The 26036-nt window shown below is 56.2% G+C and carries 24 protein-coding genes and 1 pseudogene; 19 read left to right on the top strand and 6 right to left on the bottom strand.

Annotated features, from left to right (window positions below; translation table 11 throughout):
- Positions 1-23: 23 nt before the first annotated feature.
- The 4 genes from nagZ to SIK97_RS21260 all read left to right on the top strand — a co-directional run bounded on the left by nagZ (position 24) and on the right by SIK97_RS21260 (position 3918).
- On the top strand, positions 24-1034 hold the full coding sequence (gene nagZ, locus SIK97_RS21275; protein WP_029946910.1) for a beta-N-acetylhexosaminidase: 1011 nt from the start codon (positions 24-26) through the stop codon (positions 1032-1034).
- Between the two features lie 36 nt (positions 1035-1070).
- Positions 1071-1613 carry an alpha/beta hydrolase YcfP gene (ycfP, locus tag SIK97_RS21270; RefSeq protein ID WP_004849931.1) on the top strand — a complete coding sequence of 181 codons (543 nt, stop codon included), beginning with the start codon at positions 1071-1073 and terminating at the stop codon, positions 1611-1613.
- Positions 1614-1848: 235 nt separating this feature from the next.
- On the top strand, positions 1849-3153 hold the full coding sequence (locus tag SIK97_RS21265; protein WP_004849932.1) for an NAD(P)/FAD-dependent oxidoreductase: 1305 nt from the start codon (positions 1849-1851) through the stop codon (positions 3151-3153).
- A 225-nt stretch (positions 3154-3378) separates the two neighbouring features.
- Positions 3379-3918: a glycine zipper 2TM domain-containing protein gene (locus SIK97_RS21260; protein WP_004131424.1), complete on the top strand. Its 540-nt coding sequence runs from the start codon at positions 3379-3381 to the stop codon at positions 3916-3918.
- A gap of 56 nt (positions 3919-3974) precedes the next feature.
- On the opposite strand, the gene SIK97_RS21255 is transcribed toward SIK97_RS21260, so the two are convergent.
- Positions 3975-6152 (bottom strand): TonB-dependent siderophore receptor, encoded by a 2178-nt coding sequence (locus SIK97_RS21255; RefSeq protein WP_032749591.1) that lies wholly within the window; start codon positions 6150-6152, stop codon positions 3975-3977.
- Between the two features lie 370 nt (positions 6153-6522).
- Positions 6523-7158 (bottom strand): TetR/AcrR family transcriptional regulator, encoded by a 636-nt coding sequence (locus SIK97_RS21250; protein WP_004849937.1) that lies wholly within the window; start codon positions 7156-7158, stop codon positions 6523-6525.
- A 249-nt stretch (positions 7159-7407) separates the two neighbouring features.
- On the opposite strand from SIK97_RS21250, the gene bhsA reads away from it, so the two are divergent.
- Positions 7408-7665, top strand: coding sequence for a multiple stress resistance protein BhsA (bhsA, locus tag SIK97_RS21245; protein WP_004131427.1), 258 nt, complete (start codon positions 7408-7410; stop codon positions 7663-7665).
- 222 nt (positions 7666-7887) lie between these two features.
- Here bhsA and ldtC read toward each other — a convergent pair whose 3' ends face one another.
- Together ldtC and mfd are read right to left on the bottom strand one after the other, a co-directional pair.
- Positions 7888-8847, bottom strand: a complete 960-nt coding sequence (gene ldtC, locus SIK97_RS21240; RefSeq protein WP_029946911.1) for a L,D-transpeptidase LdtC — start codon at positions 8845-8847, stop codon at positions 7888-7890.
- Positions 8848-9013: 166 nt separating this feature from the next.
- Positions 9014-12460 (bottom strand): transcription-repair coupling factor, encoded by a 3447-nt coding sequence (gene mfd, locus SIK97_RS21235; protein WP_014228854.1) that lies wholly within the window; start codon positions 12458-12460, stop codon positions 9014-9016.
- 39 nt (positions 12461-12499) lie between these two features.
- Here mfd and SIK97_RS21230 point away from each other — a divergent pair.
- The 7 genes and pseudogenes from SIK97_RS21230 to SIK97_RS21200 all read left to right on the top strand — a co-directional run.
- Positions 12500-12565 (top strand): annotated as a pseudogene (locus SIK97_RS21230) (hypothetical protein); the annotation flags it as partial.
- A 200-nt stretch (positions 12566-12765) separates the two neighbouring features.
- Entirely contained in the window at positions 12766-13965 is a 1200-nt protein-coding gene (gene lolC / locus SIK97_RS21225) for a lipoprotein-releasing ABC transporter permease subunit LolC (RefSeq protein ID WP_004849945.1), read from the top strand.
- Positions 13958-14659: a lipoprotein-releasing ABC transporter ATP-binding protein LolD gene (gene lolD, locus SIK97_RS21220; RefSeq protein ID WP_014228855.1), complete on the top strand. Its 702-nt coding sequence runs from the start codon at positions 13958-13960 to the stop codon at positions 14657-14659. Before lolC ends, lolD begins: the two co-directional genes overlap by 8 nt.
- Complete coding sequence (gene lolE, locus SIK97_RS21215; protein WP_049103749.1) at positions 14659-15903, top strand: lipoprotein-releasing ABC transporter permease subunit LolE; 1245 nt, start codon at positions 14659-14661, stop codon at positions 15901-15903. Before lolD ends, lolE begins: the two co-directional genes overlap by 1 nt.
- A 48-nt stretch (positions 15904-15951) precedes the next feature.
- Positions 15952-16863: an N-acetylglucosamine kinase gene (nagK, locus tag SIK97_RS21210; RefSeq protein ID WP_025106920.1), complete on the top strand. Its 912-nt coding sequence runs from the start codon at positions 15952-15954 to the stop codon at positions 16861-16863.
- Between the two features lie 14 nt (positions 16864-16877).
- Positions 16878-17708 (top strand): Sir2 family NAD+-dependent deacetylase, encoded by an 831-nt coding sequence (cobB, locus tag SIK97_RS21205; protein ID WP_032749587.1) that lies wholly within the window; start codon positions 16878-16880, stop codon positions 17706-17708.
- A 43-nt stretch (positions 17709-17751) separates the two neighbouring features.
- Complete coding sequence (locus SIK97_RS21200; protein WP_032749585.1) at positions 17752-18063, top strand: hypothetical protein; 312 nt, start codon at positions 17752-17754, stop codon at positions 18061-18063.
- Positions 18064-18153: 90 nt separating this feature from the next.
- Here the strand turns inward: SIK97_RS21200 and SIK97_RS21195 are convergent, their stop codons facing one another.
- Together SIK97_RS21195 and SIK97_RS21190 are read right to left on the bottom strand one after the other, a co-directional pair.
- Positions 18154-19116, bottom strand: coding sequence for a sugar-binding transcriptional regulator (locus tag SIK97_RS21195; RefSeq protein ID WP_004101147.1), 963 nt, complete (start codon positions 19114-19116; stop codon positions 18154-18156).
- Positions 19117-19157: 41 nt separating this feature from the next.
- Entirely contained in the window at positions 19158-19952 is a 795-nt protein-coding gene (locus SIK97_RS21190; protein ID WP_032749583.1) for a triose-phosphate isomerase, read from the bottom strand.
- Between the two features lie 242 nt (positions 19953-20194).
- Here SIK97_RS21190 and pdxA point away from each other — a divergent pair, with 242 nt between their 5' ends.
- The 7 genes from pdxA to SIK97_RS21155 form a co-directional block, all read left to right on the top strand.
- On the top strand, positions 20195-21202 hold the full coding sequence (gene pdxA, locus SIK97_RS21185; RefSeq protein WP_032749582.1) for a 4-hydroxythreonine-4-phosphate dehydrogenase PdxA: 1008 nt from the start codon (positions 20195-20197) through the stop codon (positions 21200-21202).
- 35 nt (positions 21203-21237) lie between these two features.
- The gene (locus SIK97_RS21180; RefSeq protein ID WP_057173147.1) at positions 21238-22956 is read left to right on the top strand and encodes a four-carbon acid sugar kinase family protein; all 1719 of its coding nucleotides are present in this window, start codon (positions 21238-21240) and stop codon (positions 22954-22956) included.
- 92 nt (positions 22957-23048) lie between these two features.
- Entirely contained in the window at positions 23049-24068 is a 1020-nt protein-coding gene (locus SIK97_RS21175; protein WP_049103738.1) for a 2-keto-3-deoxygluconate permease, read from the top strand.
- Position 24069: 1 nt separating this feature from the next.
- Positions 24070-24444, top strand: coding sequence for a PTS glucitol/sorbitol transporter subunit IIA (locus tag SIK97_RS21170; RefSeq protein WP_057173148.1), 375 nt, complete (start codon positions 24070-24072; stop codon positions 24442-24444).
- Positions 24445-24472: 28 nt separating this feature from the next.
- Entirely contained in the window at positions 24473-24931 is a 459-nt protein-coding gene (gene rpiB / locus SIK97_RS21165; protein WP_057173149.1) for a ribose 5-phosphate isomerase B, read from the top strand.
- Positions 24932-24961: 30 nt separating this feature from the next.
- On the top strand, positions 24962-25912 hold the full coding sequence (gene tal / locus SIK97_RS21160; RefSeq protein WP_004131445.1) for a transaldolase: 951 nt from the start codon (positions 24962-24964) through the stop codon (positions 25910-25912).
- A gap of 18 nt (positions 25913-25930) precedes the next feature.
- Positions 25931-26036: hypothetical protein (locus tag SIK97_RS21155; protein WP_148673295.1), on the top strand; the 106-nt coding region annotated here is incomplete at its 3' end.

The following is a 26036-nucleotide window of genomic DNA, read 5'->3' as shown; positions in this document are numbered from 1 at the left end:
GAGAGGTGGATGTGGGCCCGGTAATGTTGGATGTCGAAGGTTTTGAACTGGATGCGGAAGAGCGTGAGATTCTGGCGCATCCTTTGGTTGGCGGGCTGATCCTGTTTACCCGCAACTATCACGATCCGGCGCAGCTGCGTGAGCTGGTCCGCCAGATCCGCGAGGCCTCGCGCAACCATTTGGTGGTGGCGGTAGATCAGGAAGGCGGGCGCGTACAGCGTTTCCGCGAGGGCTTTACCCGCCTTCCCGCGGCGCAATCTTTCGCCGCGCTGCTCGGCATGGAGGAGGGCGGTAAGCTGGCCGCAGAGGCCGGCTGGCTGATGGCCAGCGAAATGATCGCCATGGATATTGATATCAGCTTTGCGCCGGTTCTGGACGTTGGGCATATCAGCGCCGCTATTGGCGAGCGATCCTATCACGACGATCCCGACAAAGCCCTGGCGATAGCTCGTCATTTTATTGACGGCATGCACGCCGCGGGAATGAAAACCACCGGTAAGCACTTTCCCGGACACGGCGCGGTGACGGCCGATTCCCATAAAGAGACGCCGCGCGATCCGCGCGCGGAAGCGGAAATTCGCGCCAGAGATATGGCCATCTTCCGTACGCTGATTGGCGAGCAGCGGCTTGATGCGATCATGCCCGCCCACGTCATCTACAGCGACGTTGATCCGCGTCCGGCCAGCGGATCTGCACACTGGCTAAAAACGGTTCTGCGCGGTGAGCTGGGATTTGAAGGGGTGATTTTCTCTGACGATCTGTCGATGGAAGGGGCGGCGATTATGGGCAGCTACGCCGAGCGCGGCCAGGCATCGCTGGATGCGGGTTGCGATATGATCCTTGTCTGCAATAATCGTAAGGGTGCGGTCAGCGTGCTGGATAACCTGTCGCCGATCAAAGCAGAACGTGTTACGAAATTGTATCATAAAGGTTCCTTTAGCCGTCAGGCGTTAAGGGATTCCGCCCGCTGGAAGACGATCAGCGCGCAGCTTGAGCAGCTTCACGCGCGCTGGCAAGAGGCGAAATCCGCGTAATAAACCTGAAAGGCGTTGTTGTCTGGTGAGGATGCGATGATTATCTATTTACATGGTTTTGACTCAAACAGCCCCGGTAACCATGAGAAGGTGCTTCAGCTTCAGTTTATTGACCCCGATGTTCGGTTGATTAGCTACAGCACGCGGCATCCCAAACATGATATGCAGCACTTATTAAAAGAGGTCGATAAGATGCTGCAGCTGAGCGCCGACGATCGGCCGCTGATTTGCGGCGTGGGTCTCGGCGGCTTCTGGGCGGAGCGAATTGGCTTTCTTTGCGATATCCGCCAGGCCATTTTTAACCCGAACCTGTTTCCCAATGAAAACATGGAAGGGAAAATTGATCGGCCGGAAGAGTATGCGGATATTGCCACCAAATGCGTGAATAATTTCCGCGAAAAAAACCGCGATCGCTGCCTGGTGGTGCTATCTCGTCAGGACGAAGCGCTGAATAGCCAGCGTTCGGCGGACCTGCTGCACCATTACTATGAGATAATCTGGGATGAAGAACAGACCCACAAGTTCAAGAATATCTCCCCGCATCTCCAGCGCATAAAAGCCTTCAAAACCCTCGGCTAAACGCGCGCCGGCCCGCAATGTGAAAACATCGCGGGCTTTTTTTTATTCATTTTTGCGATTCTGCGCTCAAAAAATATGCGGTAAAACTTGATGCATATCAATTTTGGTATGACCAATGCACCGTTCATGTTATTCTCGATCTCGCTGAATGGTTTCACTGCCGTAACCTGTTGTTAATTAAAGGTTATATGTATAACTTTTAGTTAACAATTGGTTAATAATTTTAGGGGGTCGCGTGACTACGCCATTGAAAAAAATAGTGATTGTGGGTGGTGGTGCCGGTGGGCTGGAGCTGGCTACCCAGTTGGGTAAAAAGCTGGGCCGTAATAAAAAGGCCAAAATCACGCTGGTTGATCGTAACCACAGCCACCTGTGGAAACCGCTGCTGCATGAGGTGGCGACCGGTTCACTTGATGAAGGTGTAGACGCGCTGAGCTATCTTGCTCACGCCCGTAACCACGACTTCCAGTTCCAGCTGGGATCGGTGGTGGATATTAACCGTGAAACCAAAACGATCACCCTCGCCGAGCTGCATAACGAGAAGGGCGAGCTGCTGGTGCCCGAGCGTAAGCTGCCGTACGACACGCTGGTCATGGCGCTGGGAAGTACGTCGAACGACTTCAACACGCCTGGCGTGAAAGAGAACTGCATCTTCCTCGATAATCCACATCAGGCGCGTCGTTTCCATCAGGAAATGCTGGATCTGTTCCTCAAGTATTCGGCGAACCTCGGGGCGAACGGTAAGGTGAATATCGCCATCGTCGGCGGCGGCGCGACCGGCGTTGAGCTGTCGGCCGAGCTGCACAATGCGGTGAAACAGCTGCACAGCTACGGCTACAAAGGTCTGACTAACGAAGCTCTGAACGTGACGCTGGTTGAAGCTGGCGAGCGTATTCTGCCCGCGCTGCCGCCGCGCATTTCCGGCGCCGCGCACAGCGAGCTGACCAAGCTTGGCGTCCGCGTATTGACCAAAACCATGGTCACCAGCGCCGATGCAAACGGTCTGCACACGAAAGAAGGCGAATTTATCAACGCTGACCTGATGGTCTGGGCGGCCGGGATTAAGGCGCCGGACTTTATGAAAGAGATTGGCGGTCTGGAGACTAACCGTATTAACCAGCTGGTGGTCGAACCGACGCTGCAAACGACGCGCGATGCGGATATTTACGCCATCGGCGACTGCGCGTCCTGCGCCCGCCCGGAAGGCGGTTTTGTCCCGCCGCGCGCTCAGGCTGCGCACCAGATGGCGACCTGCGCCCTGCACAATATTCTGGCGCAGATGAAAGGTAAGCCGCTGAAAGCTTATACCTATAAAGATCACGGTTCGCTGGTGTCGCTCTCTAACTATTCCACCGTGGGCAGCCTGATGGGCAACCTGATGCGCGGTTCAATGATGATCGAAGGTCGCATTGCGCGCTTCGTCTATATCTCTCTGTATCGCATGCACCAGATTGCGCTGCACGGCTACTTTAAAACCGGCCTGATGATGCTGGTAGGACGTATCAACCGCATTATTCGTCCGCGCCTGAAGCTGCATTAATGTCTCTGGGCGGCAAAGCCAGAAGGTTTTGTCCGCCCGTTTGCTTTTCGCATTAAGAGACTCATAACCAGAATATCCTCCTTTCCTTGCCGGGAAACCCTCTCAGATTCCTCCGAATCCCGTTGATTTGCCACACGTTCACGCACTTTTCATCCGCTTTCTTATTTGCAAGCCTGATGCCTGGATTGCAAAATTAGGGGCAATAGCAACGAAGGAGGAAGTCCCGTGAATAAATCAATGTTGGCGGGTATAGGAATTGGCGTGGCTGCCGCGCTGGGCGTCGCAGCCGTTGCCGGTCTTAACGTGTTAGATCGCGGCCCGCAGTATGCACAGGTAGTATCCAGTACGCCGATAAAAGAGAGCGTCAAAACCCCGCGTCAGGAGTGCCGGAACGTCACCGTGACCCATCGTCGACCGGTGCAGGATGAAAACCGCATCGCCGGATCCGTGCTGGGCGCGGTGGCCGGTGGGGTTATTGGCCATCAGTTCGGCGGCGGACGCGGCCGCGACGTTGCCACCGTTGTGGGCGCGCTGGGCGGCGGCTATGCCGGTAACCAGATTCAGGGCTCAATGCAGGAAGGGGATACCTACACCACGACGCAGCAGCGCTGCAAAACGGTGTACGATAAATCAGAAAAAATGCTCGGCTACGATGTCACTTACAAAATCGGCGACCAGCAGGGCAAAATCCGTATGGATCGCGACCCTGGTACGCAAATCCCGCTGGACAGCAATGGCCAACTGATTCTGACTAACAAAGCGTAAAAAAGATGTGTATCTTTATTCGCCCCTCAGGCTCTCTGGCTGAGGGGCTTTTTTTATCAGAAGCTCAAAGCGTAGTTCAGGCCGAAGGTGCGTCCGCGACCTTTATACTCGTAGAGAGAGCTGCTGCCGTAGGTCGGGCTATACAGCAGCGGCGCGCGCTGGCCCCAGAGGGTGACATAATCTTCATTGAGCAGGTTCTCAATGCTGAAGGTCAGCTTGCCGAGAGGGAGCGCGTAGCTGCCGATAAAGTCTACCGTATTGTAGCCGTCGAGCTTATTGCCGCTGGCATCGCTGATATCAAACACCTGCTGGCTCTGCACCCGCAGCGACCACGGCTCCGGCGCCCAGCCAACCCACGCGGTGGCTTTTGACGGCGAGGCGAGAGTGACGTCCCACTTCTGCCAGCTACCGTCACTTTTCACCTGCGATTTCAGTACGTTAAAGTTAGCTCCGGCGCTCCAGTCGCTGTTCGGGAAGTAGTAGTCCACCGCGCCCTCTACGCCATAAATACGGCGTTTATCGGACTGCACATCGATGGTCATATCGGTACGGTTAACGACGATCGTTTTATCGGAGGTCGAGTAGTAAGCCGCCAGCTGAGTGCGTAGATTATCGCCGGTGTAGCGCCAGCCCAGTTCGTACGAGTTAACTTTAATTCCCTGCAGCGGCGAATCGCCAACGTTCACGCTTGAGAGAAGCGGAAGATGGCCGTTGACCGCCGCGCCGTACTTACCGATGCCGTAGTATTTGCCCGGATCCGGCAGCTCAACGCCCTGAGAGAAGTTAAACCAGGTCTGCTGACGATCGGTGAGATGGGCGACAATCCCGGCGTTAAACAGGAAGTTGTCGTAATCGGTTTTTCCGCCCGGAATGGCATCCGCAGAGCTGACCTTGCCGCTGGCGACATCCTGCTGCTGGGCATAGCCGACAAAATCATCGACCCGGTTTTCCGTCCACTGATAACGTACGCCGCCGCTGATAGTGAAGATGTCGTTCAGGTCATAGCTGGACTGCAGGAACGGCGCCAGGTTGGTAATGCTGTAGCCGGGATAACGGCCGGTGGTGTAGATAGCCTGGTTATTCAGACCGCCGGAAGACATAGACTGGCCCAAATCGAAGAACATCTGATTGGCGTTGAAGGTTTCGTGGTCGGCGTCCACTCCCCAGGTCAGATCCCAGCCATCCAGCGGTTGGCTATTCAGGGTGATCTTCGCGCCGTACTGATCGGTATCCTGTTTTGAAGAGGAGAAGCTGCTGACCTGGCCTTTGCTGAGCGTAGGGAAAGGGTAAAAAGTCAGGGATTCATCACGATAATAGACCTGGCTGACCAGATTCTGGCCGAGGAAATCGGCATCGGAATACTGCAGGCTTATCAGGTGACGTTCGGTGCCGGGGACGCGGTCGGAGTTCAGGCCATCGGTGGTAAAGGCTTTGCCGTCGCCGGTCACCGCCGACATATTTTTCCCGAGGTACAGACCGTAATCGTCGCCCTGGCTTTTATAGTACTGGGTTACCAGCTGCAGCTGACGGTTCTCGTCAATCTCAATGGTTCCCGTTCCCATCACATCCAGGCGGTCGGAATGCTGAAGCCCGGTCTGGGTATTATCAAGGATCAGCGCATCGTTATTGCCATCATACCAGCCGCCAAAACGCTGATAGGCGACCGATAAACGGCCGGAAGCGTGGTCGGTACCGCCGCTGACCGCTGCCGCCACGCGTTCATCATGATCGTTGCTGTTGGCAAAACCGGTTTTGCTCCCCAGCTCCAGGTCAACCTGGCGCTCCTGCTGGCCCTTTTTGGTGACGACATTAATAAGGCCGCCGGTACTACCACCGCCGTACAGCGATGTGGCGCCGGAGATCACCTCGATATGCTCAATGTTAAACGGATCGATAGAATCCAGCTGGCGGCTATCGGTACGGGAAGAGTTAAGGCGAACGCCGTCAATCAGCACGACAATCGCGCGGCCGCGCATATTCATGCCGTAGTTGGTGCGTCCCTGGCTGCTGACGTCGATGCCGGGGATCAGCTGCGCCAGCACGTCTTTAAATTCTTTTCCGCCCTGAACTTGCTGTTCAATTTCCTGGCCTTCGATAACCCAGGTGGTCTGGGCCATTTCAGCGACGGTACGGTGCGTTCGGTTAGCGCTGACGATCATGCTGTCATCAGCGGCCCAGGCGGGCAGGGCGGTTGCCAGCAGCAGTGGGTTAAGTACCCAGAGACGCTTGTTCATGCTCATTCCTTTTATGAGTTTATGCCCCTCATTCTTCAAGTTGCAGGTGTGTTGACTGCGGATTACTCGGCCCATCCATGGGCCTCGCCCCTACGGGGCCAGCGCTAGCGCAGATCAAGGCACAAGCGCCATGTCCTGCAACTCGAATTATTTAGGGCTTACGATATCGTTGTTTTCGTTATTCGGTACGGGCGTACCGGTTGTTACATGGTGAAATATACAGAAACGTTTAAGACCGAATTTTGCCCGTATTGATTATTGTTATCAATATCATTCTCGCGAAATGAACAAAATAAATGACTAAAAACATTGCGTTATGTAGGGATAAAGGGGAGGGGAACCGGTGGGGAGCCCACCGGTAAGCGAGGTCTTAGCGCTGAAGAACCTGGGGCCACAGACGCAGCGTGGTTTCGGCGATTTGCATGATTTTAGTGAAGTCGGCGCCTTCGCGGGCGCTGATCGACATGCCTTGTAATATGCAGTTGAGGAACTGCGCCAGCTGACGCACGTCGCCGTCTGGCGGCAGTTCGCCGCGCAGCTGCCGCTGCTGGAGAAACTGCGTTAGCGTCTGTTCCTGCATTGCGTGCCGGGACTTAACGGTATTGGCGATATCGGTGGACGCCGCCGCCAGCGCTGCGGAGGTATTAATCATAAAGCAGCCTGCCGGCGTTTCTTTGCTGGTAAAGCAGGTCGCGACGGCGGTGAAGTAGTCGCGTAACGCTCGATCGACGCTTTTCTCTTCGTCAAAGAGGAGCGCTTCGTGCCTGGCGGCAAAACGCGCGATGTAGCGATCCAGCACCGCGCGAAACAACCCCTCTTTATTCACAAATTCCGCGTAAAGCGTAGGCGCTTTTGCGCCCGTCGCCTCCACTAAATCGGCGAGAGAGGTCGCTTCATAGCCGTGCTGCCAGAAGAGTGTCATGGCCTTATCCAGCGCCGCTTCCCTGTCGAACACTTTAGGTCGGCCACGGCTTTTTTTCGTGCAACTTTGAACGTCAGTTGTCATGGTGCCGCTGTACCTGTGTTGGTTTGTTGAAAAGGCATTATAAAAATAAACCTTACGTGCTACCAGCGATGTTGCTCTAAAAATAAATAATTCATATATGTATGAATTTTAAGCTGTTTATAAATAGTTAAACGGACGTTATAAAAATAGTTTGACGTGTGACGTGGATCACATTATCATTTCCCTATCGATCGTTAATTAAATGCGTTCGCCCCTACAAAAACATTCATCTGCACAGGTATAACAATCATGAAAAATGTTAAAACACTCGCTATCGCCGCTGTTCTTAGCTCACTCTCTTTCGCCAGCTTCGCCGCTGTAGAAGTTCAGTCAACGCCGGCGGGTCAGCATAAAATCGGTACCGTTTCCGCCTCAGCCGGGACCAACCTGGGTTCGCTGGAAGATCAGCTGGCGCAAAAAGCGGAAGAGATGGGCGCAACCTCTTACCGTATTACGTCCGTAACCGGTCCTAACACCCTTCACGGGACTGCGGTTATCTACAAATAATTTGTTGCGCTACCCCTGTTATGCCACTGACTACGCGCGGTTCTGACCCCCTTCAGCAGTCCGCGTGAAGTAAGAAGTACGTTGTTCTCTGACGAGAGGCGGTGCCCACCCCTTATATGGCGCCGCAACCCGCAGAAAAGCAGGACCCTGTTTGATTATTGCCATAAAAAAACCGCCTCAGTGAACTGAAGGCGGTTTTTTTTTCGTCGGCAGTTTAGCGAACTAGAGCGACTGCTCCGTTACGCGATGGTGGCGGGTGACGTCAATCGGCATGCCCGAACGCAGCATCATCGCGCGTTCCATTACCTCGGTGTCGGTCAACTGTGCCTGCTTAAACGCCTGCATGCTGTCGGTAAGGGTAATGGGCAGCGTCTGCGGGTCGTCATCAATATGTTTTGACAGCGGCTGATGGACCTCCACCAGACGGGTGCCGTTCGGCTCCACGGACACCTTGATTGGCGTATTGATAATCGTCACCCTGGTGCCAGGGGTGATTTCGTTGTACAACGCTTTGATGTCGTCATCGCGCAGGCGAATACAGCCGGAGCTGACGCGCATGCCGATGCCGAAGTCGGCGTTGGTGCCGTGCAGCAAATACACGCCGCCGTACGCCGCCAGGCGAATAGCGTGGTGCCCCATGGGATTATCCGGGCCAGCGGGCATGACGGCAGGCAGGTCAATGCCCATTGCTTTATAGCGGGCGCGAATATTGGCCGTCGGCGTCCAGGTCGGGTTGGCGCGTTTGTCGGAGACGGTGGTGACCATCGTCGGCGTGATGGTATCGCCGCCGAGCTGACCAATGCCGATAGGATAAACGGTCACTTCACTTCTTCCTGGCGGATAGTAATAGAGGCGAAGTTCGGCCAGGTTAAGGACTAATCCTTCGCGCGGCGCGTCGGGTAGCAGGGTTTGCAGCGGAATCGTCAGCACGCTACCGGCTCGTGGAACATACGGATCCACCCCGGGGTTAGCCTGGAGCAGGGCCAGAAAACCGACGTTGTACTTTTTGGCGATCGCTTCGAGCGAGCCGCCGTTATTCTCAACGACATGAAACTGGTTTTGCCCGACCAGACGGCTGCCCGGAGGCGGCAGGGGCCAGGTATTGGCGCGAGCGGGCAGCGCCAGCGCGGCGGCGATAGCCATCATCCCCAGCCAGAGAGAAATTCGCGTAAAGCTTTTCATTACCCTAATTCCATAATAAGTAAGTGGTTATTTTTATACGAAAATTCCCTGAAATTATGGCGAAGAGAGTGTCTGGAAGTTCAGAGGGATTGCAAAATGTTTGTAAATTTTGCCGAACAAGTGGGGAGGGGCGGGATACGACGCACAGGCCGTATCCCGCTTGCTATCAGGCGGCGGCGTTCTCTTCGAGCTGGCGCATAAACTGGCGCACCCACTCCATCCGCGTTTTACGCTCGGCAAGGTCCTGCGTAAACTTGAGGCGCGTTGGGCCATCCAGGCGATAGTGCTGAGGCTGCTTTTGCAACAGGCCAATCAGCCACATCGGATTCACGTTATTCTTCTCGTTAAACTCAATGGTGCCGCCCTTTTCGTTGCTCTCCAGCTTGCGGATCCCCAGCTTCTGCGCCTGCTGGCGCAGTCGGGCGATATCGAGCAGGTTTCTTGCCGGGTCGGGCAGCAGGCCAAAGCGATCGATAAGCTCGACTTTGATCTCCTCCAGCTCATTCTCGTTCTTCGCGCTGGCAATGCGTTTGTAGAACGACAGGCGCGTATTCACATCCGGGATAAAGTCATCCGGCAGCAGCGACGGCATCCGTAGCTCAACTTCGGTCTGCTGACTGGTAAGATCCTCCAGCGAGGGTTCGCGGCCTGCTTTCAGCGCGTCAACGGCATTTTCCAGCAGCTCCATATAGAGGGAGAAGCCGATGGTTTCCATGGAACCGCTCTGATCCTCGCCCAACAGTTCACCCGCGCCGCGAATTTCGAGGTCATGCGTTGCCAGAGCGAAGCCAGCTCCGAGATCTTCCAGCGATGCAATAGCCTCAAGGCGTTTTTGCGCATCGGTGGTCATCGCCTTCGGATGCGGCGTCAGCAGCCAGGCATAAGCCTGATGGTGCGAACGACCGACGCGACCGCGCAGCTGGTGCAGCTGTGCGAGACCGAAGTGATCGGCGCGCTCAATAATAATGGTGTTCGCCGTTGGAATGTCGATCCCGGTTTCGATAATGGTGGTGCACACCAGCACGTTAAAGCGCTGGTGATGGAAATCGTTCATCACCCGTTCGAGTTCGCGCTCGCGCATCTGGCCGTGACCGATGGTAATGCGCGCTTCCGGCACCAGCTCCGCCAGCCTCTCGGCGGCTTTCTGGATGTTTTCCACGTCATTATAGAGGTAGTAAACCTGGCCGCCGCGCAGTACCTCACGCAGGATCGCCTCGCGGACCACCAGCGCGTCATATTCGCGGACGAAGGTTTTGACCGCCAGACGGCGGGCGGGTGGGGTGGCGATGATCGACAGATCGCGCATACCGCTCATCGCCATATTCAGCGTACGCGGAATAGGCGTGGCGGTCAGGGTCAGGATATCGACGTCGGCGCGCATCGCCTTGATGCGCTCTTTATGGCGCACGCCAAAGCGGTGCTCTTCATCAACAATCAGCAGGCCGAGATCGCGCAGCTTAACGTCCGGCTGCAGCAGTTTATGGGTGCCGATAAGAATATCGACTTTCCCTTCCGCGACCTGCTCGAGGATCTGCGCCTGCTCTTTGGCGCTACGAAAGCGCGAGAGCATCTCGATGCGCACCGGCCAGTTGGCGAAGCGATCGCGAAAGTTATCGAAGTGCTGCTGGGCGAGCAGGGTGGTCGGCACCAGCACCGCCACCTGCTTATGGTTTTCAACCGCCAGAAACGCGGCGCGCATCGCCACTTCCGTTTTGCCGAAGCCGACATCGCCGCACACCAGACGGTCCATCGCCAGCGGCTGACACATATCGCTTAGTACGGCGTTAATAGCCTGCGCCTGATCGGGCGTGGTCTCGAACGGGAAGCCGTCGCAGAACAGCTGATATTGCTCTTTATCATGTTTAAACGCGTAGCCCGCTTTCGCCGCACGCTGGGCGTAGATATCCAGCAGTTCGGCGGCCACGTCGCGCACTTTCTCCGCCGCTTTCTGCCGCGCCCGCGCCCAGACGTCGCCGCCCAGTTTATGCAGCGGCGCATTCTCTTCCGCGCCGCCCGCATAGCGGCTAATCAGATGCAGCGACGACACCGGCACGTACAGTTTGGCATCGTTGGCGTAGGTCAGCATCAGGTATTCGCCATTGATGCCGCCCGCTTCAAGGGTGGTCATTCCGGCGTAGCGCCCAACTCCATGCTCAAGATGCACTACCGGTTGGCCGATATGCAGCTCCGCCAGGTTACGAATCAACGTATCGGGATTGATGGTGCGGCGCGAGTCCTGACGACGGCGCGCGACGCGCTCGCCCAGCAGGTCGCTTTCGCAAATCAGCGCCAGATTACGCTGGCTATCGACGAAACCATGCTCGGCGGCGCCAATCATCAGATAGCGGCCATTACCCGTCGCCTCTTCAAGACGCAGGATATGCTTTGGCGCGATCTTAATACGCGCCAGCATTTCGCCAAGCGCCTCTCGACGCCCCTCGCTCTCGACCGAAAAAATCACCGGCCCGCTGAAGGACTCGAGGAATCGGCGCAGGTTATCCAGCGGCGCTTTGTTCTGCGCCTGGATCGCCAGCTCGGGTAATTTCTGATAACCGAGATTGGTGTTGGCGGCTTTTTCCGCCAGACGCTCGGTTTTGAGCTGGACGCGCGGCCATTTTTTGAGCTCGCTAAACAGCTCATCGCTGCGCAGCCACAGCTGTTCCGGCGGCAAAAGCGGGCGCATCGGGTCGACGCCGCGGTTTTCAAAGCGGGCGCGGGTTTCGTTCTGGAAGCGTTCGGCGCTGGCCTCCAGATCGCCGGTATTAACGATCAGCGTTTTCGCCGGGAAATAGCTGAACAGCGGCGGCAGCGGCTCGTTAAAGAACAGCGGCTGCCAGTATTCGATTCCTGCGGGCAGCGTGCCTTTACTGACCTGCTGATAGATATGCTCGGCGTCGCGTTTGACCTCAAAGCGGTCGCGCCACTGGCTGCGGAATAGCTCGATAGCGGCCTGATCCGTCGGGAATTCGTGCGCCGGAAGCAGGTTAATGCTGGCGACTTCCTCCAGCGTACGCTGGCTGTCGACGTCGAACAGACGCAGGCTGTCTATCTCATCATCAAAAAAATCGAGACGGTAGGGCTGCTCGCTGCCCATAGGAAACAGGTCAAGCAATGCGCCGCGCGTGGCGTACTCGCCGTGCTCCATCACCTGGTCGACGTGACGATAGCCGGCGCTATCCAGCTGGGAGCGCAGCGCATCCCGCGACAGGCGCTGGCCTTTTTTCATCACCAGCGCGTGGCCGTGGAGGAAATTATGCGGACAGACGCGCTGCATCAGGGTGCTGACCGGGATAATCAGTACGCCGCGTTCCATGGTCGGGAGCTGGTACAGGGTGGCGAGACGGGAAGAGATAATGTCCTGGTGCGGGGAAAAGCTATCGTAGGGGAGGGTTTCCCAATCCGCCAGGCCCGCCACCATGCTATCGGTAAACTGCCTGATTTCATCATTCAGACGCAGGGCGTTTTGCATATCGGGGGCAATCAGTACCACCGGGCCGCCGTGGCGCTCGGCCATTTCCGCCACCAGAGTGGCGCAGGCCGCGCCGGTCAGTTCGCCAATCTGGCGCTGATCGCCGGCTTTAACCGGCAGAGAGTATCGGTATTGTTCAGGCATAGACGGTATCATGATCTCTTGGGTATTCGCTCTGCCGATATGGAGGGCAACTCGCTGATATTCAATAGTGAGATTATCCGCGATCGACCCGGATTCGCCAACCCGTATCGCAAACATCCTGGCGTGGCCAAAAATGTAACTAACTCCGATAAGCGTAAAGTTAAATAATGACTTACCTGTCTATCTTGTTGTTTATATTGATGTTTTGCTGTTTTTGTCAATAAAATCTACAGGTATCAGTCATTTACGCTGCCCATAATCGCTTATATACTCGGGCATCGGCTATCAGCAATCAGATGGATTACATGTATCAACCTGCCGCACTCTTTATCGGCCTTCGCTATATGCGTGGGCGCGCAGCCGACCGCTTCGGTCGTTTCGTCTCCTGGCTTTCGACCATCGGCATTACGCTTGGCGTGATGGCGCTGGTGACCGTTCTTTCGGTGATGAACGGCTTTGAACGCGAGCTGCAAAACAACATCCTGGGGCTGATGCCGCAGGCCATTCTTAGCGCCAAGCAGGGGTCTGTAAACCCGCAACAGCTGCCGGAAAGCGCGGCCAGATTACAGGGAGTCACCCGCGTGGCGCCGCTGACCACCGGCGATGTGGTGCTGCAAAGCGCCCGCAGCGTGGCGGTCGGCGTGATGCTCGGCATCGACCCGGCGCAAAAAGATCCCCTGACGCCCTACCTGGTTAACGTCAAGCAGAGCGATCTGCAGGCCGGCAAGTATAACGTCATCCTGGGTGAACAGCTGGCAGGACAGCTGGGCGTCAATCGCGGCGATCAAATCCGCGTGATGGTGCCTTCCGCCAGCCAGTTTACCCCGATGGGGCGGCTTCCCAGCCAGCGCCTGTTTAACGTGATCGGTACCTTTGCGGCCAGCAGTGAAGTCGATGGTTATCAAATGTTGACCAACATCGACGACGCCTCGCGCCTGATGCGCTACCCGCAAGGAAATATTACCGGCTGGCGGCTGTGGCTGAATCAGCCTTTACAGGTGGATACCCTCAGCCAGCAGACGCTGCCGGAAGGGACCAAATGGCAGGACTGGCGCGAGCGTAAAGGCGAACTGTTCCAGGCCGTGCGGATGGAAAAAAATATGATGGGCCTGCTGCTGAGCCTGATCGTCGCCGTCGCCGCCTTTAACATCATTACCTCTCTGGGAATGATGGTGATGGAAAAGCAGGGCGAGGTGGCGATTCTCCAGACCCTCGGCCTGACGCCGCGGCAGATCATGCTGGTCTTTATGGTCCAGGGCGCGAGCGCCGGGATCGTCGGCGCGCTGCTTGGCGCCGGGCTGGGCGCGCTGCTGGCCAGCCAGCTGAATAATTTGATGCCGATTATCGGCGCGTTCCTCGACGGCGCCGCGCTGCCGGTGGCCATTGAGCCGCTGCAGGTCATTGTGATTGCCCTGGTGGCAATGGTGCTGGCATTACTCTCTACGTTGTATCCTTCATGGCGCGCTGCCGCCACTCAACCCGCTGAGGCTTTACGTTATGAATAAGATCCTGCTGCAATGCGACAACCTGTGCAAACGCTATCAGGAAGGCACCGTGCAAACCGACGTGTTGCATGATGTCAGCTTCAGCATTGAGGAGGGCGAGATGATGGCGATTGTCGGTACCTCCGGTTCCGGCAAAAGTACGCTGCTGCATCTGCTTGGCGGGCTGGATACGCCGACCTCCGGCGACGTTATCTTTTCCGGCCAGCCGATGAGCCAGCTCTCCGCCGCCGCCCGCGCCGATCTGCGCAACCGCGAACTGGGCTTTATCTATCAGTTTCACCACCTCTTACCGGATTTCACAGCGCTGGAAAACGTGGCGATGCCGCTGCTGATTGGTAAGCAGAAGGCGGCGGATATCGAGCGGCAGGCGAAAGCGATGCTGCGCGCCGTCGGGCTTGAGCACCGCAGCGACCACCGTCCGTCGGAGCTCTCCGGCGGCGAGCGTCAGCGCGTTGCGATTGCCCGCGCGCTGGTCAATAAACCGCGCCTGGTGCTGGCGGACGAGCCCACCGGTAACCTTGACGCCCGCAACGCCGACAGCATTTTTCAGCTGCTTGGCGAGCTGAACGTGGCGCAGCGTACCGCCTTCCTGGTGGTGACCCACGACCTGCAGCTGGCAAAACGCATGAGCCGCCAGCTGGAGATGCGCGACGGGCGCCTGACAGCCGAACTCTCCCTGATGGGGGCTGAGTAATGGCTTCTCCGTTATCGTTATTGATTGCCCTGCGCTTCAGCCGTGGACGGCGGCGCGGTGGGATGGTGTCGCTGATTTCGGTTATTTCGACGATCGGTATCGCGCTGGGCGTGGCGGTGTTGATCGTTGGCCTGAGCGCGATGAACGGCTTCGAACGCGAGCTCAACAACCGCATTCTGGCGGTGGTCCCGCACGGTGAGATTGAACCGGTGAACCAGCCGTGGGACAACTGGAACGAGGCGCTGGCGAAGGTTGAGAAGGTCAAAGGCATCGTTGCCGCGGCGCCATATATTAACTTCACCGGGCTGGTGGAGAGCGGCAGCAATATGCGCGCCATCCAGGTGAAAGGCGTTGACCCGCAGCAGGAGAGCCGTCTCAGTTCGCTGCCCAACTTTGTGCAGAACAATGCGTGGGCCAGCTTTAAAGCCGGCGAACAGCAGGTGATCCTTGGTAAAGGCGTCGCCGATGCCCTGCACGTTAAGCAGGGGGACTGGGTGTCAATTATGATCCCTAACTCCGATGCCGAGCATCAGCTGCTGCAGCCAAAGCGCGTCAGGCTTCACGTCGCCGGTATTTTGCAGCTCAGCGGTCAGCTCGATCATAGTTTTGCCATGATTCCCATGCAGGATGCACAGCAGTACCTTGATATGGGCAGCAGCGTGACGGGGATCGCCATCAAAGTGACCGACGTGTTTCATGCCAACACCCTGGTACGCGATGCGGGCCAGGTGACCAATAGCTACGTTTATATCAAGAGCTGGATAGGCACCTATGGCTATATGTACCGGGACATTCAGATGATCCGCGCCATTATGTACCTGGCGATGGTGCTGGTGATTGGCGTGGCCTGCTTTAACATCGTCTCGACCCTGGTGATGGCGGTGAAAGATAAAAGCGGCGATATTGCGGTGCTGCGCACGCTTGGCGCAAAAGACGGGCTGATCCGCGCGATTTTCGTATGGTATGGTTTACTTGCCGGTTCGGTAGGGAGCCTGATTGGGGTGGCGATTGGCGTTATCTGCGCCTTTAAGCTGACCGCAATCATTAACGGTATTGAGAGCCTGATCGGGCATAAATTCCTCTCCGGCGACATCTATTTTATTGACTTCCTGCCGTCTGAACTGCACTGGCTGGACGTCGTTTACGTGCTGGTGACGGCACTGTTGCTGAGTTTGCTGGCCAGCTGGTATCCCGCCCGCCGCGCCAGCCGCATTGACCCGGCGAGGGTGCTGAGTGGCCAGTAATTTATCGTCATGGTCGGCTTTGCTGACCAGTAAAGAGGAATTGCTGAAATGTACTATGGATTTGACATTGGCGGCAGCAAGATAGCGCTGGGCGTATTTGATAAAGCGCGGCGGCTGCAGTGGGAAAAACGCGTCGCCACCCCGAAAGAGAGCTACGAAGCATTTTTGCAGGCGGTAGAGGAGCTGGTTGAGGAAGCCGACCAGCGCTTCGGCTGCCAGGGCTCGGTGGGCATCGGTATTCCGGGTATGCCGGAGACGGAAGACGGCACGCTCTACGCCGCCAACGTGCCCGCCGCCAGCGGCAGGCGGCTGCGGGCCGATCTGAGCGAACGTCTGGGCCGCGATGTGCGGCTTGATAACGACGCCAACTGTTTTGCCCTCTCCGAAGCGTGGGATGACGAGTTCACCCAATATCCGCTGGTGATGGGGATGATCCTCGGCACCGGGGTTGGCGGGGGGCTGGTGCTCAACGGAAAATCGATTACCGGGCATCGCTATATTACCGGCGAATTCGGCCATATCCGCCTGCCGGTGGATGCGCTGGAGGTGGTGGGGCGCGATTTTCCGCTTACGCGCTGCGGCTGCGGCCAGCTGGGCTGCATTGAAAACTACCTTTCCGGACGCGGCTTCGCCTGGCTGTATGAACATTTTTACCAACACGCTTTAACCTCGCCCGAGATCGTCGCGCTATGGCAGCAGGGCGACGCGAAGGCGCGCGAGCACGTCGAGCGCTATCTCGATTTACTGGCGGTATGCCTGGGCAATATTTTAACGATTGTCGACCCGGATCTGCTGGTGCTTGGCGGTGGATTGTCTAACTTTACAGCAATAACCGAAGGGCTGGCGCAGCGCCTGCCGCGACATCTGCTTCCCGTTGCCAGCGTGCCGCGCATTGAGCGCGCGCGCCATGGCGATGCCGGAGGCATGCGCGGTGCGGCCTTCCTTCATCTGACTCAATAACGACAGAGGTAGCTATGCAGTCGCGCCGCTTACATCGATTAAGCCGATTTCGCCGCAATAAGCGTCGGTTACGAGACCGTCTGCGTCAGCGGATTTTCTTCGGCGAAGATAAGGAGACCCCTGAAACGATGGAAAAACCAAGAGTCGTGGTGCTAACCGGCGCGGGTATTTCGGCAGAGTCGGGAATTAAAACCTTCCGCGCCGCCGATGGCCTGTGGGAAGAGCATAGGGTGGAAGACGTGGCGACGCCGGAAGGCTTCGCCCGCGATCCGGCGCTGGTGCAGGCGTTTTACAATGACCGCCGCCGCCAGCTGCAAGGACCGGACATCGTGCCCAACGCGGCGCATCAGGCGCTGGCGCGGCTGGAAGAGGCGCTGGGCGATCGTTTTCTGCTGGTCACCCAGAATATCGATAATCTGCACGAGCGCGCGGGCAATCGCCGGGTGATTCATATGCACGGCGAGCTGCTGAAGGTGCGCTGCTCGTGGAGCGGCCAGGTGCTGGCGTGGACCGGCGATGTGACGACGGAAGACAAATGCCACTGCTGCCAGTTCCCCGCGCCGCTGCGCCCGCACGTGGTGTGGTTCGGCGAGATGCCGCTGGATATGGATGAGATCTACCTTGCGCTGGCCGAGTGCGATATCTTTATCGCCATCGGCACTTCCGGGCACGTTTATCCGGCGGCAGGCTTTGTTCACGAAGCGCGGCTGCAGGGCGCCCATACGGTAGAGCTCAACCTCGAGCCAAGCCAGGTGGGCAGCGAATTTGCCGAAAAACACTATGGCCTGGCAAGCGAAGTGGTGCCGCGCTTTGTGGAAAAACTGCTTAAACAGCTGGCAGGATAAACGCAACCTCATCACTACAGCGTTACGGAAAACAGGAGTGGCTATGGATAGCCCATTAGCAATATCTGCCGCGATATTTTTGGCCGCAGTGGGGGTTGGCCTGTGGAGTCAGTATGACCTGCCTCGTCTTTCTGATAGCAGAAATATTCTGTTCATCCTCTCTCTTATTCTCGGCGTCGTATCCGCGGCTTCCTGCCTGTTTCATCTGCTGTATCTGCTGATTGAGGGCCAGAGCGCGCAGGGCGGTTCGGCGTGGCTCGGTCCGCTTATCGTGCTGGGCGCGTTGTGGAAGCCGCTGAATTATATTGCGGGCAAGCTTGACGCTGTCTTAACGAAAAACCAGGACAAGAAATAATCCCGGCTTTTGCCACCGCCCGCGAAAAAGGGTACTGCAATCGCCAGGGCAGGTCGCTCATGAAATTCAGGACGCCGCGACGTCCTTTATTCATAGCGCTTTCTGCATATTAATCACCGCCCGGGCATTAGATGCGCTGGTGGCCAGCACGTCAATCACGCCGGTGCGCAGCGCGCCGAGGATCGCCGTTGCCTTGGTGCTTTCCGAAGCAATAGCGATCACGCATGGAATGGCGCGAAGCTGTTCAAGGCTCAGGCCGATAACCCGATCGTTCATCACCGTATCAACCGGTTTACCCTGAATATTGAAAAAACTATAGCCGGCGAGATCGCCCACTACGCCCTGTTCCTGGCGCGCGGTCGCAATCTCCTGTGGGGAGAACCAGCCGAGCTGCACCATAAAGCTATTTTCATTCATATCGCCAAGGCCAATGATGGCGACATCCGCCTTACTGGCCTGTTCGAGCGTGGCTTTAATCAGCCGGTTTTGCATAAACGCCGAGCGCAGTTCCGGCGTTTCGACATAGGCCGGGGCGTACAGCGTTTCGCTAAAACCGTTGAATTTACGCGCCAGGTTTCGACTGATGTGATCGGCATCGATCAGCTGGTTGTCGCGCTTGGTGCCGCCGATACCGCAAATAAAGCGACAGTTGCGCTCCGGAAAAATCCCCACGTGGTTGGCCACGGCGGCGACGTTGCGACCCTGCCCGACGGTCACCGTCATATCGCTTTTGAGGATCCCTGCGAGATAGTTGCTGACCAGCGCCGCGACCTGCTGGCGCTGTTCATCCTCGTCGTGATGGTCCAGGGCGATAAGCGCGCGCTTGATGCCGAAATGGGAGATAAACTGCTGCTCAATCTGGGAGCTGAAGACCGGGTGGTATTTCACGCTGATCTCGACAATTCCTTCGTGGCGAGCTTTTTTCAGCAGCCGACCGACCTTAATGCGTGAGATCCCAAAGCGTTTTGCAATCTCTTCCTGGGTTTGCTCCTGATCGTAATAGGCCACAGCAATTTCTGTCAGCAGCGCATAATCTGAGTCTTGTTCAGTCATAGTTATCGCCTGGTGTTTCCATCTTTGATGTCTCCCTAATACTACTGCGCCTGAAGAATAAATTCCTCTGTAACGCGTTGAACAATGTCGCAATAGCCGTTGGCATCCCATGCCGCGCGGCCAATAAACAGTCCGTTAATGTCATCCTGCTGAAGGAGTTCTACGGCATTTTGCCGATTGACGCTACCGCCGTACAGCAGGGGAATGCGCCGTCCGATTTCTTCGCCGAAGGTCTCGCATAACGCTTGACGCAGCGCCCGGTGGATCTCTGCGGCCTGCTCCGGCGTCGCCGGCGTGCCGTGTTCGCCGATAGCCCATATGGGCTCATAGGCAACCAGTGTGTGTAAAACCTGCTGTTCATTCAGGCCATAAAGCGCGATTTTCATCTGCCGCACTACCGTTTCCCGTGAGACCTGCCAGCGTTTTTCATCGGCGCTGTCGCCGATACAGATCAGAGGCCGAAGGCCATGACGCAGGGCTCGATGTACTTTTTGGTTAATGGCGGCGTCGGATTCATTGAACGCGCCGCGACGCTCGGAGTGACCAAGCTCGACCAGGGCGGCGCCGGTTTCAGCCAGCATGGCGGCGGATATTTCACCGGTCCAGGCGCCGTCTTCCGCTTCATGCATATTCTGCGCGCCGGTCAGACAGGGGATCTGATGCTGCTGTAGATACTGGCTGACGGGATAAATGGCGGTGAAAGGGGGAATAATAAACGGCTGGATTTTCGGATGCATCACCTGCGGTAACCGCTGCGCCAGCATTTCACAAAAGGCCATGGCTTGCGATAACGGTTTGTTCATTTTCCAGCTGGTTCCTAACCAGATTTGTTCCATCTTGTTCTCCGTAATAGGTAAATCAATAGCTTGTCGTGAAATGGCTTTCGCTTATGAGTGAGATTGAACTTTTTATCACTCAATGAACATATGTTAGATCACATTTTTTTATAAAATAAATCTATGGATTTTTTTATGTGATCTAAATCACCAATAACCTCTCAATCATCAGGTAATGTTTTGAGCATATGATTCACTGTTGAACATATGAACAAGTCGATTTTCACTACGAGAGGTCCACGATGTCACAAGAGAAAAAGCCCGTTGTCGCACTTACCATTGGCGATCCTGCCGGGATTGGTCCGGAGATTTCAGTCGCGACGATGATGGAGAAAAGCGTCTACGACGAGTGCAAACCTTTTTTGATTGGCTCAGCGCCGATTATCGCCAGAGCAATGAAAATCATGGGCTGTGATTTTCCGATTAACAAAATTAGCCATCCGCAGGAAGCTCGCTTCAACTGGGGTACGCTGGACGTGCTGGAAACCGGTGATTATGACTGCGAGAGCATTGAATGGGGCAAAGTGCAGAAGCTGGCGGGGCAGATGTCGCTGGACTATGTTCTGAAATCTATCGAACTGGGGAAAGCCGGCCTGATCGATGTGGTCTCTACCGCGCCGATTCATAAAGAAGCAATCAAGCTGGCGGGGTGTAAACTGCCGGGTCATACCGAGATCTATCAGGTTGAAACGCAATCCGATTATGGCCTGACCATGTTCCACGTTCATAACCTGCGGGTCTTCTTCGTGAGCCGTCATATGGCGCTTAAAGACGCCTGCGATTACGCCAATAAAGAGCGCGTTCTGGCCTGCGTGCAGCAGATCCACCATGAGTTCACCGCGCTAAATATCAAAAATCCGCGCATTGCGGTAGCCGCGCTGAATCCGCATGGTTCAGACAACGGCCTGTTTGGCCACGAAGAAGCCGATAACCTCATCCCGGCAGTCAAAGCGGCGCAGGAAATGGGGATTAACGCCATCGGCCCGGTGCCGGCAGATTCCGTCTTCCATCTGGGTAAACAGGGGCGCTATGACGCCATCCTCTCGCTTTACCACGATCAGGGGCATATCGCCTGTAAAACCCTCGATTTTGAGCGTTCCGTGACCATTACCTTTGGCCTGCCGTTTATGCGTAGCTCGGTAGACCACGGCACGGCGTTTGATATTGCCGGCACCGGTAAAGCGGGCACCGTCAGTATGCTGGAGTCCACGATGGCCGCGGTGAGCTACTGGAAAATGAAAAACCACTAATCGCTGAGGTTAATGCGAAGCAAAAGGGCAGAGAAATGGAAAAACATCTGTTAATTAGCAAAGGCTGTAAGGGCTGGGGCGGGCCGCTGACCATTAATATTAGCCAGGCGAAAAAGATTGCTTATATCACCGGGGGGATTTGTCCCCCGGTTGTTGAGCGACTGAGCGAACTGACCGGCTGGCCTTCCGTCGACGTATTTAAAAATGGCGAGCCGCCGGAAGAGGAGATCGGCCTGATGGTTATCGACTGCGGCGGCACGCTACGCTGCGGTCTCTATCCCAAACGCGGTATTCCGACGATTAACCTCCATCCCACCGGTAAAAGTGGCCCGCTGGCGGAGTTTATTCATGAAGGGATCTACGTCTCCGGCGTGACGCCCGCCTGTATTGAAATGATCTGGCCGCAGGGGGAAGGCGGTAAGCTGGGGATCGTGGCCGACGATCTGACCGGCGCGACCACCGTCGGGGTGCTGCTGGCGCGTAGCGGGTTAAAAACCGCCGCGTTCTTCGATACTGAATCCTTCGCCCGCAATGAGGTGGAGTATCCGGCGATGGTCGTTAGCAGCGACAGCCGTCCTTTGCCGAAAGCGGAAGCCCAGCAGCAGGTCAGCGCCGCGGTGAAGCAGCTGCAGGCGCGCGGCGCGCACTACTTTACCAAGCGTATTGATACCACGCTGCGCGGCGGCATCGGCTTTGAAATTGATGCCATGCTGGAACAGTTGCCGCTGGAAACGGTTGCCGTCGTCGTGCCGGCGATGCCGCAGTCGCGGCGTATTCTGGTTGGCGGCTATTCGGTAATTGACTCCGTCGCGCTTTCGCGAACCGATGTCGCACGCGATGTGCGTACCCCGGTTACTGAATCCTGGGTGCCGGGATTGCTGGCGGCACAGACCCATCATCAGGTCGGACATATCGCGCTGGCCTCGGTGATGAAAGGCGAGGAGCAACTGCAGCGGGATCTCCAGGAACAGCAGCAGCGCGGCGTGCGGGTGATCGTCGTCGATGCGATTACCGTTGACGATGTCGATGTGATTGCCGGGGCGGTGGTGGCGCTGAACTGGAACGTGCTGGCGGTCGACCCGGGGCCTTTTACCGAGCGGCTTGCGGTCCGTCGTGGCCTGATGCGGGAAGCGCGCAGCAGCGCGACAGCGTCGTCAGGGGCGGAAAACCCGCGCGGTTCGATTCTGGTGGTTGCCGGTAGCGCCACGCCGGTGACTAAAAAGCAGCTTCAGCATCTGATCGCTAATGACGAAAGAGTATGTCACATTCCTGTTGATGCCGAACTGCTGGTTGACAGGAAAAACGCCGCTGAAATCGAAGTGAATCGCGTGGTGCAGCATGCCCGGCAGTGCGTGCCGGCACAGCAGAACGCCATCTTCGTTTTTGAATCCGCGTTAACCGGGCGGCTGCTGAATCTTCAGGAAGAAGAGCAGCGCTTTGGGCTGGCCCACGGACAGGCTGCGGAAAATATTAACCAGGGACTGGGGAATATTGTTCGTGACGTGCTTAACTGCGCAGCCGGAGAAATTAAAAGCCTGTATATGACCGGTGGCGATACGATGGTGAATGTTCTTAAAGAGCTCGGCGCTACCGGGATTGAAATGATTGACTACGTGATACCGCAAACCGATATGGTGCGTATTATCGGCGGCGATTATGCGGGATTGATTTGCGTCGGTAAAGGCGGTTTAACCGGACCAGAAGATATTATTAGTACTATTGTTGAAAGAATTTATAAAGAAGCGCAGCTATAACCCACCGGTCATATAAATAAAAAACGACGTAATGGTCGTCCGGGTAGTATTGCGTCGTTATCTCTGTTAAATCATAATTTATGAGTTACCCTATGAACATAAATATATTAGAGAAGATGAATAAGGTGCCAGGCGGTTTAATTATTATTCCGTTGCTCGCGGCGATTCTTATTAATACCTTTGCACCGGAAGTCCTGGGCATCGGCGGCCCGACGACCGCATTATTCAAAGTCGGTTCCAGCGCAATGATGGGGATTTTTCTGCTGATTTGCGGTACCTCGATCAATATCCGCCAGGCCGGCCTGCCGCTCTATAAAGGCGCGGTGCTGCTGTTCCTGAAATGCCTCGCCGGCGCGCTGGCCGTATGGGTAGCTGGAGCGATGTTTGGTCCCAACGGTTTCCTCGGTATTTCGACCCTGGCACTGATTGCCTGTTTAACCAGCTCCAACAGCTCGCTATATATCGCGCTGTGCAGCAACTACGGCGATGCCAGCGACGCCGGGGCGATCTCCGTCTTCTGCGTCAAGGATGGGCCCTTTGTTACCATGATGGTGCTGGGGGTCAGCGGCCTGGCCAATATTCCTTTCGCCGCGCTGCTATCGATGCTGATCCCGCTGCTAATTGGTATGCTATGGGGCAACCTTGATGAGCGTTTCAAACAGCTGTGCGCCGCCGCTCAGCCGCTGATTATCATTATTATGTCGTTTGCCATCGGAGCCAATTCCAGCATTAACACGGTCTTTACCGCCGGACTGTCCGGGATCCTGCTTGGCATTATCTCTGCGCTAACCGGCATTGTGTTCTATTTTATCTACAACCTGTTTCTGAAGAGGAAAACGGCGCTGGGCGCCGCATTGGGGACGACCGCAGCCAGCTCTGCGCTGACGCCGGCAATGGTGGCTCAGGCCGATCCCTCGCTGGCGATGTACGTGGATGCCGCGACCGCGCAGCTGGCGACGGCGAGCATCATCACCATGATTACCGCGCCGATACTGGTGGCCTGGTTTGATAAACGTCTGAAAAAGCGCGCGCCGAGGGTTGAACCAGTAAAAGAAGAAACCAGTGAAGAGAAAGTGACATTATCTTCGCCTGCTACAAAAGGGAACAAATAATATGATCGCGCCGTTGTATTTATTACTTATCACGGCTGTCGGGGAATATGTCAAAAACTCTCTACAGGAGCATCAGCTGATTTTATTTTCTGAATCCGTTCCTGACGATATTGCGATGTATTGTGCCGTACATCAGAGCAGTGAGCTGACAGCTGAATTGTCACCCGGGCAGATAATGAAAATAAATGAGACTATTTATCGAGTCACGGCGGTAGGTCGTGTTGCAACGGCAAATTTAAAACGGCTTGGCCATATCACTTTAAAATTTGATAGCGCTGCCACCGCTGAATTACCAGGGATGGTGCATCTCAATGGTGACGCCCCCCAGGATATTCAGCGCGGCGACCAAATCTTTTTTTATCCGGAACTAAATTAAGACGTACAGCTAAATTAAGGAAATTATCATGAAAACAATCGCTATTGGTGCGGATGATGCCGCCTATGCTTTTCGCGACGCTATCGTCGCTTATCTGAATGGGCAGGGAATTAAGGTCGCGGATTACAGCAGCGATAAACGCCAGGGCAGCATGGCCTATCCGGATGTTGCCCACGCGGTGGCAATGTCAATAAAGCAGGGCGAGCACGATCGCGGCATTCTGATTTGCGGCACCGGCATTGGAATGAGCATTGTGGCAAATAAAGTGCCGGGGATACGAGCCGCCCAATGCCACGATACTTTCTCCGCCGAGCGGGCGCGCAAAAGTAATAACGCGCAGATTATCACTCTTGGCGCGCGCGTGATTGGCCCGGAGTTGGGCAAAAAAATTATTCAGGCCTGGCTTGAATCCGAATATGAAGGCGGCGGCTCCGCGTCGAAAGTGGAGCGTATCGACTATTACGAACACCAGCACGCCAGAGATTAATATCCGCAGTCGTAATATAAGGAACAGACTATGAGCCAGTTAGACGAACTGAAAAAATACACCACGGTGGTTGCCGACACCGGCGATATCGAATCGATTAAAAAATTTGCCCCGCAGGATGCGACTACCAACCCTTCACTGGTGCTGAAGGCCGCGCAGCTCCCGCAGTATCAGGCGCTCATTGCCGACGCAATCGGCAAGGCGCGTCGGCAGGGCGGCAGCCCGGAAACGCAGCTGATAAACGCCTGCGATCAGGTGGCGGTGGATATCGGTACCGAGGTGCTGCGTCATGTGCCGGGGCGTATTTCTACCGAAGTCGATGCCCGTTTTGCCTGGGATCGCGGGATGTGCGTGTCGAAGGCGCGCAAGCTTATTCAGATGTATGAAAAGAACGGCATCGGGCCGGAACGCATCCTTATCAAACTAGCCGCCACCTGGGAGGGGATTCGCGCCGCAGAGGAGCTGGAACAAAGTGGTATCAACTGTAACCTGACCCTGCTGTTCTCCTTTGCCCAGGCGCGGGCCTGCGCCGAAGCGGGCGTTTTTTTAATCTCGCCGTTCGTGGGGCGTATTTACGACTGGTATCAGAAAAACCAACCGCAGTCGGAGTATCAGGTCGACAGCGATCCGGGCGTGGTTTCCGTGCGCCAGATTTATCAGTACTACAAATCGCACGGCTACGACACCGTGGTGATGGGGGCCAGCTTCCGCCGTATCGAGCAGATCCAGGCGCTGGCGGGTTGCGATCGCCTGACTATCTCCCCGGCGCTGCTTGATGAACTGGCCGCCAGTGAAGGGACGCTGAGTCGCCAACTGGCGCCCGGCTGCGTGACGGAAACCCGCCCCAGCCCGATGACTCAGGCGGAGTTCCTCTGGCAGCATCATCAGGATCCGATGGCGGTGGAAAAACTGGCGGAAGGTATCCGCCTGTTCGCGGTCGATCAGGTCAAACTGGAAAATCAGATTCAGCAGATGCTGTAAGGGCAGGAAAAGAGACTTATGAATACCACAAAAACCACCCGCAGCCTGTGCGCCAACGCGCTGCGAGCCCTGAGCATGGACGCAGTACAGAAAGCCAAATCCGGTCACCCGGGTGCCCCGATGG

Origin of the sequence: Klebsiella sp. JN_Kp126 (assembly GCF_033843325.1) — a bacterium.
GTDB classification, from domain to species: Bacteria; Pseudomonadota; Gammaproteobacteria; order Enterobacterales; family Enterobacteriaceae; genus Klebsiella; species Klebsiella michiganensis.
The sequence above is the reverse complement of the archived record's forward strand: the minus strand, read 5'-3'. Positions and strand labels throughout refer to the sequence as shown.

Coding starts and splice junctions, on each gene's coding strand:
- nagZ (WP_029946910.1), top strand. CDS start 24: ATGTTGGATGTCGAAGGTTTTGAACTGGATGCGGAAGAGCGTGAGATT.
- ycfP (WP_004849931.1), top strand. CDS start 1,071: ATGATTATCTATTTACATGGTTTTGACTCAAACAGCCCCGGTAACCAT.
- SIK97_RS21255 (WP_032749591.1), bottom strand. CDS start 6,152: ATGAACAAGCGTCTCTGGGTACTTAACCCACTGCTGCTGGCAACCGCC.
- SIK97_RS21250 (WP_004849937.1), bottom strand. CDS start 7,158: ATGACAACTGACGTTCAAAGTTGCACGAAAAAAAGCCGTGGCCGACCT.
- bhsA (WP_004131427.1), top strand. CDS start 7,408: ATGAAAAATGTTAAAACACTCGCTATCGCCGCTGTTCTTAGCTCACTC.
- ldtC (WP_029946911.1), bottom strand. CDS start 8,847: ATGAAAAGCTTTACGCGAATTTCTCTCTGGCTGGGGATGATGGCTATC.
- mfd (WP_014228854.1), bottom strand. CDS start 12,460: ATGCCTGAACAATACCGATACTCTCTGCCGGTTAAAGCCGGCGATCAG.
- lolC (WP_004849945.1), top strand. CDS start 12,766: ATGTATCAACCTGCCGCACTCTTTATCGGCCTTCGCTATATGCGTGGG.
- lolD (WP_014228855.1), top strand. CDS start 13,958: ATGAATAAGATCCTGCTGCAATGCGACAACCTGTGCAAACGCTATCAG.
- lolE (WP_049103749.1), top strand. CDS start 14,659: ATGGCTTCTCCGTTATCGTTATTGATTGCCCTGCGCTTCAGCCGTGGA.
- nagK (WP_025106920.1), top strand. CDS start 15,952: ATGTACTATGGATTTGACATTGGCGGCAGCAAGATAGCGCTGGGCGTA.
- cobB (WP_032749587.1), top strand. CDS start 16,878: ATGCAGTCGCGCCGCTTACATCGATTAAGCCGATTTCGCCGCAATAAG.
- SIK97_RS21200 (WP_032749585.1), top strand. CDS start 17,752: ATGGATAGCCCATTAGCAATATCTGCCGCGATATTTTTGGCCGCAGTG.
- SIK97_RS21195 (WP_004101147.1), bottom strand. CDS start 19,116: ATGACTGAACAAGACTCAGATTATGCGCTGCTGACAGAAATTGCTGTG.
- SIK97_RS21190 (WP_032749583.1), bottom strand. CDS start 19,952: ATGGAACAAATCTGGTTAGGAACCAGCTGGAAAATGAACAAACCGTTA.
- pdxA (WP_032749582.1), top strand. CDS start 20,195: ATGTCACAAGAGAAAAAGCCCGTTGTCGCACTTACCATTGGCGATCCT.
- SIK97_RS21180 (WP_057173147.1), top strand. CDS start 21,238: ATGGAAAAACATCTGTTAATTAGCAAAGGCTGTAAGGGCTGGGGCGGG.
- SIK97_RS21175 (WP_049103738.1), top strand. CDS start 23,049: ATGAACATAAATATATTAGAGAAGATGAATAAGGTGCCAGGCGGTTTA.
- SIK97_RS21170 (WP_057173148.1), top strand. CDS start 24,070: ATGATCGCGCCGTTGTATTTATTACTTATCACGGCTGTCGGGGAATAT.
- rpiB (WP_057173149.1), top strand. CDS start 24,473: ATGAAAACAATCGCTATTGGTGCGGATGATGCCGCCTATGCTTTTCGC.
- tal (WP_004131445.1), top strand. CDS start 24,962: ATGAGCCAGTTAGACGAACTGAAAAAATACACCACGGTGGTTGCCGAC.